The sequence below is a fragment of the Methylobacterium trifolii genome (assembly GCF_022179685.1).
GTDB lineage: Bacteria > Pseudomonadota > Alphaproteobacteria > Rhizobiales > Beijerinckiaceae > Methylobacterium > Methylobacterium trifolii.
The window spans coordinates 1-8,589 of sequence record NZ_BPRB01000295.1; the positions used below are offsets into that span (position 1 = coordinate 1).

Annotated in this window: 8 protein-coding genes; 1 reads left to right on the top strand and 7 read right to left on the bottom strand. The window is 73.9% G+C overall.

Going from position 1 to position 8,589, the window contains the following annotated elements:
• From COGEMETH_RS22295 to COGEMETH_RS22320, 6 genes are all read right to left on the bottom strand, one after another.
• Positions 1–585 (bottom strand): response regulator (locus tag COGEMETH_RS22295; RefSeq protein WP_238184888.1); only part of this gene is annotated, 585 nt, incomplete at its 3' end.
• On the bottom strand, positions 582–2,843 hold the full coding sequence (locus COGEMETH_RS22300) for a hybrid sensor histidine kinase/response regulator (RefSeq protein WP_238184889.1): 2,262 nt from the start codon (positions 2,841–2,843) through the stop codon (positions 582–584). The genes COGEMETH_RS22300 and COGEMETH_RS22295, both read right to left, overlap by 4 nt.
• 107 nt (positions 2,844–2,950) lie before the next feature.
• On the bottom strand, positions 2,951–4,624 hold the full coding sequence (locus tag COGEMETH_RS22305; protein WP_238184890.1) for a methyl-accepting chemotaxis protein: 1,674 nt from the start codon (positions 4,622–4,624) through the stop codon (positions 2,951–2,953).
• 44 nt (positions 4,625–4,668) lie between these two features.
• Positions 4,669–5,229 (bottom strand): chemotaxis protein CheW, encoded by a 561-nt coding sequence (locus COGEMETH_RS22310; protein ID WP_238184891.1) that lies wholly within the window; start codon positions 5,227–5,229, stop codon positions 4,669–4,671.
• On the bottom strand, positions 5,226–6,704 hold the full coding sequence (locus COGEMETH_RS22315) for a CheR family methyltransferase (protein ID WP_238184892.1): 1,479 nt from the start codon (positions 6,702–6,704) through the stop codon (positions 5,226–5,228). Before COGEMETH_RS22315 ends, COGEMETH_RS22310 begins: the two co-directional genes overlap by 4 nt.
• A gap of 4 nt (positions 6,705–6,708) precedes the next feature.
• Positions 6,709–7,230, bottom strand: a complete 522-nt coding sequence (locus COGEMETH_RS22320; protein ID WP_238184893.1) for a chemotaxis protein CheW — start codon at positions 7,228–7,230, stop codon at positions 6,709–6,711.
• A gap of 219 nt (positions 7,231–7,449) precedes the next feature.
• Between COGEMETH_RS22320 and COGEMETH_RS22325 the strand changes: the two genes are divergently transcribed.
• The gene (locus COGEMETH_RS22325) at positions 7,450–7,716 is read left to right on the top strand and encodes a hypothetical protein (protein WP_238184894.1); all 267 of its coding nucleotides are present in this window, start codon (positions 7,450–7,452) and stop codon (positions 7,714–7,716) included.
• 174 nt (positions 7,717–7,890) lie between these two features.
• On the opposite strand, the gene COGEMETH_RS22330 is transcribed toward COGEMETH_RS22325, so the two are convergent.
• Positions 7,891–8,589: SDR family NAD(P)-dependent oxidoreductase (locus COGEMETH_RS22330; RefSeq protein ID WP_238184895.1), on the bottom strand; the 699-nt coding region annotated here is incomplete at its 5' end.

The window sequence follows — 8,589 nt, forward strand, 5'->3', positions numbered from 1 at the left end:
GCCCTCGGGCAGGGCGCCGAGGACGCGGGCCAGCGCCGGCGGGCCGCCCGTCGAGGCGGCGATGGCCAGGACGTTCGGCGTCTGGGCGGGGAACGGCTGCGGCGCGGGGAGGGCACCGCCCGTGCGCCCGGCCCATTCCGAGCCGATCGGCCGGCGGCGGATCACCGGCACCTGGGCCATGATCCGGAACTGGGTGCAGATCTCCCCGGCGATCGCCTCGTAGCCGGCATGCGTCGTGGCCACGGGCTTCTCGACAACCGAGAGGGCACCGGCCCGCAGGGCGTTCATCGAGATGCGCAGCTGCGAATCCTCGACCGAATCGGCCACCACGACGATGGGCGTCGGCCGCTCCGACATGATCCGGCGGGTGGTCTCCAGGCCGTCGATGCCCGGCAGGCGGATGTCCATCGAGATCACGTCGGGGCGCACGGCCTCGATGGCGGCGAGCGCCTCCTCGCCGGAGGCGACGGCGGCCACGAGCTCCAGGCGCGGATCGCGGGAGACGATGTAGCGCAGCAGCTCGCGGACCACGAGGCTGTCCTCGACGAGCATCACGCGCACGGGGCCGGTCTTGCCGGGGCTCATAGCAATTGCCCGATCGTATCGAGGAGGTGGCGCTGGTCGAACTTCTGCTTGGTCAGGTAGGCGTCCGCCCCGAGGTCGAGGCCGCGGGCCACGTCCTGCGCGTCGCCCCGCGAGGTCATCAGGACCAGGGGGAGACGCGCGAAGCGCTCGTCGGCGCGAAGCGCCTTGAGCAGGCCGAAGCCGTCGAGGCGGGGCATCTCCACGTCGGCCAGCACGAGGTCCACCGGCTCGATCCCGGCGCGCAGGCGTTCCAGGGCGTCCTGGCCGTCGACGCAGACGACCACGCGGTAGCCGGCCGCTTCCAAGATGCCCTTCTCCAAGGTGCGCGTGGTGATGGAATCGTCGACGACCAGGATGGTCGCGCGAACGGTCGAACGTGGCGCCTCCGTCATCGTTCCAGGCGTGTCGCTCATGCCGGGGGGCAGGCCTGCGCGCGCCAGGCCCGACCGCGCGGCCAGGCCCTCCGGATCGAGGACCAGGACCGGCACGTCGCCGGGCAGGATCACGGTGCCGGAGATCAACCCCGGATCGGCGCCGACGGCAGGCGCCGGCAGGACGAGGAGGGTGCGCACGTCGCGGAGCGTCTCGACCGCCAGGGCGAGGCGCCCCGCCCCGGACCGCAGCACGATGGCGGTGAGCATCCCCTGCGGCCGGGAGCCGGAGGCCAGGCCCAGCAGTTCGGCCAGCGGCATGAGCGGCAGGCTCGCCTCCGCCCCGTCCGCGCCCGCGATCCGCAGGATGGTCCGGCCCATGGCCTGCGGCAGTCCGTCCCGAGGCAGGCGCAGCAGGCGCTCCACGTCGGCCCCCGGCAGGGCATAGGTCGCGCCGCCCGCCTCCACGAGGAGCAGGCTGCGGCGCGCGGCCGAGAGGGGCAGGCTCATGGTCAGCGCCGTGCCCCAGGGCTGGCGCGGCTCCAGCCGGACGCTCCCCTGCAGAGTGCGGGCGGCGTCGGCCACCACGGCGAGGCCGAAACCGCGGCCCGACAGGGTGTCCACCGTGCCCGCCGTCGAGAAGCCGGGCTCGAAGACGAGGGCCAGCAGAGCCTCGGGATCAGCCGCCTCGTCGGGGGCCAGCAGGCCGCGCCGGCGGCCCTGCGCCGCGATCGCCGCGAGATCGGGTCCGGGTCCGTCGTCCAGCACCGACACGGACAGGCGGCCGCCGCGGATCGCGACTTCGAGGCCGATGCCGAGGGCGTCCGGCTTGCCGGCAGCGACCCGCGCCGCCACGGGCTCGGCCCCGTGGCTGAGGGCGTTGCGCAGGGCATGCAGGACCGGGTCCTTGAGGACCTGGAGCATCGCCCGGTCCACGGGCAGGTCGAGGCCGCGCAGGGTCACGTCGACCTCGTGGCCCTGCGCGCGGGCGGTCTCGCGCAGGGACCGGGCGAGGGCGCCGAGCACCGTCTCGGCCGGAACGAGGGCGAGGCGCTCGGCCTCGGCCCGGACGCGGGCGGCGGCCCCGTCCACCGCGTTGGAGAGGACGACGTGGCGGCGGGCGAGGTCGTTGGCCTCGCGCACGAGCCCGCTGAGGGCGGCGGACAACCCGTGCAGGTCGCGCCGGGCCGCCTCGACGCCCGCGCCGTCCGCGCCGTCCGCGCCGCGGGCGAGGGCGGCGGCGCTCGTCTCCGCGCGCCCCCGCAGGTCGGCCGAGAGCCGCGCGATCCGGGCGAGGCCCTCGGCCATCGCGGCCTCGCCGCCCAGGGTGCTCGTCAGGTCGTGGCTCGCCCGCGCCAGGGCCTCGACGGCCTCGGCCGGCACGCGCAGGAGGGCGGCGCCCGCCTCGGGCGGGGGCTCGGCCGCGGCCGGTGCACGGGGCGACGGCTCCAGGGGCGGGGCGGCGGGGGCGGGGGCAGGGGCGGGCGGTGCCGGCTCCGGGGCCGGTTCCTCCGCGCCGAGGCGGCGGTCGAGGGCGGCGACGGCGTCGCCGGGCATGGCGGGCGACGGCTCGTGCTTGAGGGCGGCGACGTACGCCTCGATCCGGTCGAGGGCGAGGTGGGTGGCGTTGGCCGCGTCCCGGTCGAGGGGGGTGTCGCCCGCGTTGATCCGCTCGAACAGGGTCTCCAGGCGGTGGGCCACCGCCTCCACGGGGGGCAGGTCCACCGCCCGCGAGGCGCCCTTGAGGCTGTGGGCCCGGCGGAAGATGTCGTTCCAGTCCGGCGCGCGGCCCTCGGTCGCCGCACCGAGCGCCAGGCGGATCGCGTCGATGTGCTCGCGGTGCTCGATCTCGAAGGCGGCGAGCAGGAGCTGGCGGATATCCGTCACGAAGCTCTAGACCATGCTGCCGTGCCACGGAAACAGCAGCATGGTCTATCCTCTTGGTTCCGCATGATGATTCCGGAAAACCGGAGTCCACTTTTCCGCATCATGCTCTAGTGCCGGTAGCGCTCGGCCAGGGCCATCAGCGCCTGGGCCAGTTCGGTGAGGTTGGCCGAGGCCGCCTCGACCTCGCGGGTGCCGGCCGCCGTCTGCTGGCTCGCCTGCCGGATGTTCTGCAGCGCCCCCATCACCTGCTCGATGCCGAGCTGCTGCTGGTTGGTCGAGGCCACGATCTGCTGGAAGGTCTGCACGTTCTCCTCAACCCGCGCCGTGATCTCCTCGATGGTGCGCTGGGTGGTGTCGGAGCGCGACTTGCCGGTGGCGGCGCGCTTGACCGCCTCCTCGGTCAGCATCACCGAGGTGTTGATGCCCCGCTGGATCTCCGAGAGGATGGCGCGGACCTGGTTGGTCGCGCCCTTGGCCTGGTCGGCCAGCAGCTTCATCTCCGAAGCCACCACCGCGAAGCTGCGCCCGCTCTCGCCGGCCGAGGCCGCCTCGATCGCGGCGTTCAGCGCCAGAAGATGCGTGCGCTCCGAGATGTCGTTGACCGTCTCGATGATGTCGCCGATCGTCTGCGTCTTCTCGCTGAGCGCGACGATGTTGCCGGCCACGGCCTCGGCCTGTTCGCGGATCGCGTCCATGGCCTTGGCGGTGTCGGCCACCGCCCGCAGGCCCTGGCGGGAGGTCTGCGCGGTGGCCTGGGCCGTGGCGATGACCTCGCCCGCGCGCTTGGAGATCTGCGCGCCCGAATGGGTGATCTCGTCCACCGTCGCGGCCGTCTCCTGCACGGCGGCGAACTGCTCCTCGACGGAGGCCGCCTGCTGTTGGGCGGAGGCGCGGATCTCGGCCGCCGCTGCGTTGAGGTCGGCGGTCGCCGCGCGGTTGGTCCGGGCGAGGTCGGAGAGGCCGGACACCATGGCGTTCAGCGTGCGCCCGAGGCGCCCGATCTCGTCGTTGCCGCGCTCTTCGAGCTTGCCCGAGAGGTCGCCCGAGCCGACCCGCTCGACGAACCGCATCACCGCCTCCAGGGGGCGCACCACCGCCCGGCTGATCAGGATCGTGACGAGGATCGCGAGCAGCACGCAGGCCGCGAGCGTCAGCCAGATCGAGAGGCGCGAGCGCTCGTAGATGCCGGCCACGCCGCGCTGGCCCGCCATGACGCTGTCGTCCAGCGCCGCGCGGGCGCGCTCGACGGAGGCCAGCGTCGCCTCGTAGAGGCGGCCCACGTCCTCGTTGCGGTTCTCGACGCCCTGCACGTCCTGCGCGATCGTGGACTGGAGCTGCGCCTCGCTGCCGTCCCGATACTGGCGGTAGGTGTCGTTGGCCTGGTTCAGCACCGCGTAGAGCCGCTCCCAGGTGCCCGCCCGGTCCGCGGAGATGGCGCGCCTGCGGTACTCGCCCGTCTCCTTGATCAGGTCGGAAAAGAGCGCGTCCGCGGTCGCGGCCCGGCTGCGCCAGAGGGCAAGCGTGTCCTCCTCGCGGACGGTGCGCCCCTGCGCCCGCATCAGGGTCGCGATCACGGCGTTGCGGCGCAGGATGCCGAGGTCGCGGGTCTGGTTCCCGAGTTCGTCGATCTGGCGCATCACCGTGAGGTCGCGGGTGACGATGCTGTCGGTCGCCTCGCGCACCAGCCCGATCTGCCCGATGGCGTAGATGCCGAGCGCCACGAACACCACGGTGACGGCGACGAAGCCGAGGAGAATCCGTTTTCCGATCGAGATCGACAAGGCGGCTCGGGCTCCGAGAAAGGCGGCCGGCGGGCCGGCAGGCGTCAGGGAAGGATGCGCCGCAGCAGGGGCCCTGGCTCGACGACGACGAAATCGCCCGGACCGGTCCCGCCCGGATCGGCGGGGGCATAGCCCGAAACCGGGCCGTTGCCCAATCCCGCGCGCCCCGCCGCGGCGTCGGCCGCCTCGGCGACGTGGGCGAGGCCGAGCACCCGGTCCACGGCCAGGGCCATCGGGGCCGCGCCCAGGCGCAGCACCACGAGGTGGCCGTCGGCGGCATCCCCGGCGCCGGCCCGGTCGAGGGCGCGGGCGAGGCCGACGACGCCGACGATCCGTCCCGACAGGGCGACGAGGCCGAGGAGCGCCGGCACCGCGCCCGGCACCGGGGTGCAGGGCCGCATCGGCAGCACCTGGGCCACCTCGGACAGCGGCAGGCCGTAGCGCTCCGAACCGCAGGCGCAGACGAGGAAGGCGCGGGTCGGCACCGTCGCGGCGGCCGTGCCGCCGCGACGGGCGAGCGCCGCCGTGCGCGCCGCGCGCAGGGCTTCGGCCCGCGCGTCCCCGCTTGGCCGATGGGTTGGCCGATTGCCTTCCGAGACGTTCACGCCGCCCCCCGTCCGATGCCGTCCCGCGCGAGTGCGGCCCCCGCGGCGACGTCGCCGGCCGCGGCCCCGTCGCCCTCGCGCAAGGGTGCGTCCGGCGCCAGGGCTTGGCTGAGGCGGACGGCGTTGTCGAGGGCGCGCAGAGCCTCGGCCGGGCGCCCGAGGGCGGCCAGCAGCAGGCCGAGGTGGTAATGGGCCATGACGAAGCCCCCGTCGAGGTAGAGGGCGGCGCGCAGGGCCCGCTCGGCCTCCACCTCGCGGCCCAGGCTGCGGGCGAGCAGCCCCTCGTAGAAGCGCAGGGCCGCGTCGGTCGGGTGCAGGGCGAGCGCCCCGTGCAAGGCCCGCCAGGCCGCCCCGGTGTCGCCCGCATCCGCCAGCGCCCGGACCCGATCGAGGGATTCTTCGACTGTCTCGGGATCGGAATGTCCGGCATCCGGGGTCCGGACGGGGACCGGGAGCAGGATCGGCGCGGCGCGATCTCCCTCCGACGCGTCCGTCCCATCCCGCAGCAAGGCGGGCACGGGCTCCGGCACGGTGATCGCCGGGGCGGGGACGGGGACCGGCTGGAGGACGACGGCGGCCGGGACGGGGGGCGTCGCCCCGTCCTCGGGCCGGCGATAGGCCACGGTGCCGGGCAGGTTCACGGCGCTGAGCCAGCCGGCGAAGGCGGGGTTGGGCTCGGCATGGCCGATCAGCAGCCAGCCCCCCGCCCGCAGGCGGCGCCCGAGGCCGCGCATGATCGCGGCGACCGTCCCGGCATCGAAGTAGATCAGCACGTTGCGGCAGAGGATCAGGTCGAAGGCGTCGAGGTGCTGCGGGGCGCTGCCGTCGAGAAGCCCCATCAGGTTCCGGCGCTCGAAGCGGACCATGCGCCGGAACTCCGGCCGCAGGGCATAGCCGCCCTCGCGCGCGGCGCCGGGCCGGGCCGGGGTCGGGCGGAAATGGCGCAGGCGTTCTTCGTGCGGCAGCGTGCGCAGGGCCCAGCGGCCGTATTCGGCAGCCCGCGCGGTCGCCAGCGCCTCCGCGCTGATGTCGGTGCCGAGGATGTGGATCTCCCAGGCGGGCAGGGCGTCGCCCAGCAGTTCGTGCAGCAGGATCGCCACGGAATAGGGCTCGGCCCCCGTGGAGCAGCCCGCGCTCCAGATCCGCAGGGAGCGCTGGGCCTCGCGGGCCGCGATCAGGCCGGGCAGGATGGTCTGCCGGAGGGCGGCGAACTGCTCGGCGTAGCGGAAGAAGAAGGTCTCGCCGATGGTGATCTCGGCCTCCAGCGCCGCCCACTCGTCCGCGTCGGCGAGCAGCAGGGCGCGGTAGGCCGCAGCAGAGTCGACGCCGCGGGCCTTGAAGCGGCGGCGCAGGCGGTCGAACAGCAGGTCGTCCTTGTCGGCGTAGTAATGGTGGCCGGTGCGGGCCACGATCTGCGCCTTCAGCGCCGCATAGCCGGGGTCGGCATGCGGGCTCGGGCCGGTGGGCCGGCGCATGGGACTACGGCGCCGGCAGCGCGGCGAGGCGCGCGGCCGCGGCGCGCGTCAGCGCCTCCACCCGCATCCGCTCCCCGGCCGTGAGGATGCGGGCGGGGTCGAGGGCGTGCACCAGGGCGTCCCCGCGTACGATCTCGGCCGCTATGCAGCCGTTGAGGCTCTCGCCTGCCGCCACGGGGCGGATCGCGTCGGCGGGAACCGCGACGAGATCGGTGACGCGGTCGACCAGCAGGGCGCTCGCGCCGTCGGGGCCGAGGACGATGTGGGCGTAGGGGCCGGGCTCGTGATCGCCCGCATCGTCCCCCCCGCGCAGCCCGAGCAGCCGGGCGAGGTCGACCACCGGGACGGGGGCGCCCCCGAGGTTGAGGAAGCCTGCCAGCCACCCGCCGGCCGAGGGCGGCCGGAACAGGTCGGGCAGCGGCAGGATCTCGGCCGCCGCGTCGCGGGGGAGGGCGCAGGCCGTGCCCGCCACGTCGAGGAGCAGGTAGGCGCGGGCGTCGGGCTGGGTCGACCTGGTCAGGGGCACGGGCGGAGGCTCTGCTGTCCTGAAGGGCGGCGCCCGGGCCGAAGGATCATCGTCCACCTGATAGGGCGCCCCGGCATAAGGGGCAATCGCACCCGAGCGCAGGGCGGCCTCACGGAACCTGTACGGATTCGCACAGTTCCCTCCGCAGACGGCGACACGGCGTCCCGTCCCGCGATTCCCGCGCGGACCCGCCGTGTCGGACGACCCGAGGTCCTCCCCATGAAAAAAGCATTCCTGATCGCCGCGTCGCTGGCCCTGCTCTCGGCGCCCGCCTTCGCGCAGGGCAACTCCCCCTACAACTCGGCGGGCCAGCAGGCCGGCGGCCCCCGCGCGGGCCAGGAGCGCATGATGGGCGCGCCGGGCGGCACCCCCTCCATGTCGGGACGGGGCGGCTCCGAGATGGCGCCGATGCGCAGCAACCGGATGATGAAGCGCCACTCCCGCAGCCGGAAGATGATGATGCACCGCCGCCACCGCGGCATGTGATCCTTTTCGCGGTCTACGGTTTCACGGCTTTGAGGGCCGGCATCCCCGCGGGGCTGCCGGCCCTTCCTGCGTCCAGTGGTCGAAATCCGACGGATGGAACCCGTGCTCCGGGTCCGCTGTCGCCCCCTTGCTGACCCTCGGAAGGTCCGCTCAGCGGCACTTTGATAACGCGTGTCAGAGCGACCATCCTCCGTCGACCGAGATCGACGCGCCCGTAACGAACGCGCCGAGATCCGAACACATCCACAAGACGGCTTCGGCAATCTCCTCAGGCTTGCCGAGGCGCCCGACCGGCTCAAGGTCGATCGCCTTCTGGATGTCGCCGCCGGTGAAGCGGTCCATCATCGGCGTCTCGATGTTCCCAGGAAGGACGGCATTCACCCGGATGTTCGCCTTCGCATAATCGAGGGCGGCCGACTTGGTGAGGCCGATGAGGGCGTGCTTGGAAGCGGCGTAGCTCGCGCCGCCCGCCACGCCCCTGATGCCAGCGCCGGACGAGGTGTTGACCACCACGCCGCTGCCTTGGCGCAGCATCTGCGCGATCTCGTGCTTCATGCACACGAACGTACCGCGCAGGTTGATGTCGAGGATGCGGTCCCACTCGTCGAGGGCGATCTCGTGGACGGGGGCGGCCTTGTTCTCGACGCCCGCGTTGTTGAAGGCGCAGTCGAGGCGGCCGAACCGATCGACGGTCCTGGCGACCGCAGCCTCGACGTCCTCCGGGACCGACACGTCGCACCGGATCACGATCACCTCGCCGCCCTCCGCCTCGATCTCGGCGCGAAGGTGTTCCAGCGCAGCCTCCGTGCGGTCCGTGATTGCGACCCGAGCGCCCTCCCTCGCGAACGCGATGGCGGCGGCGCGGCCGATGCC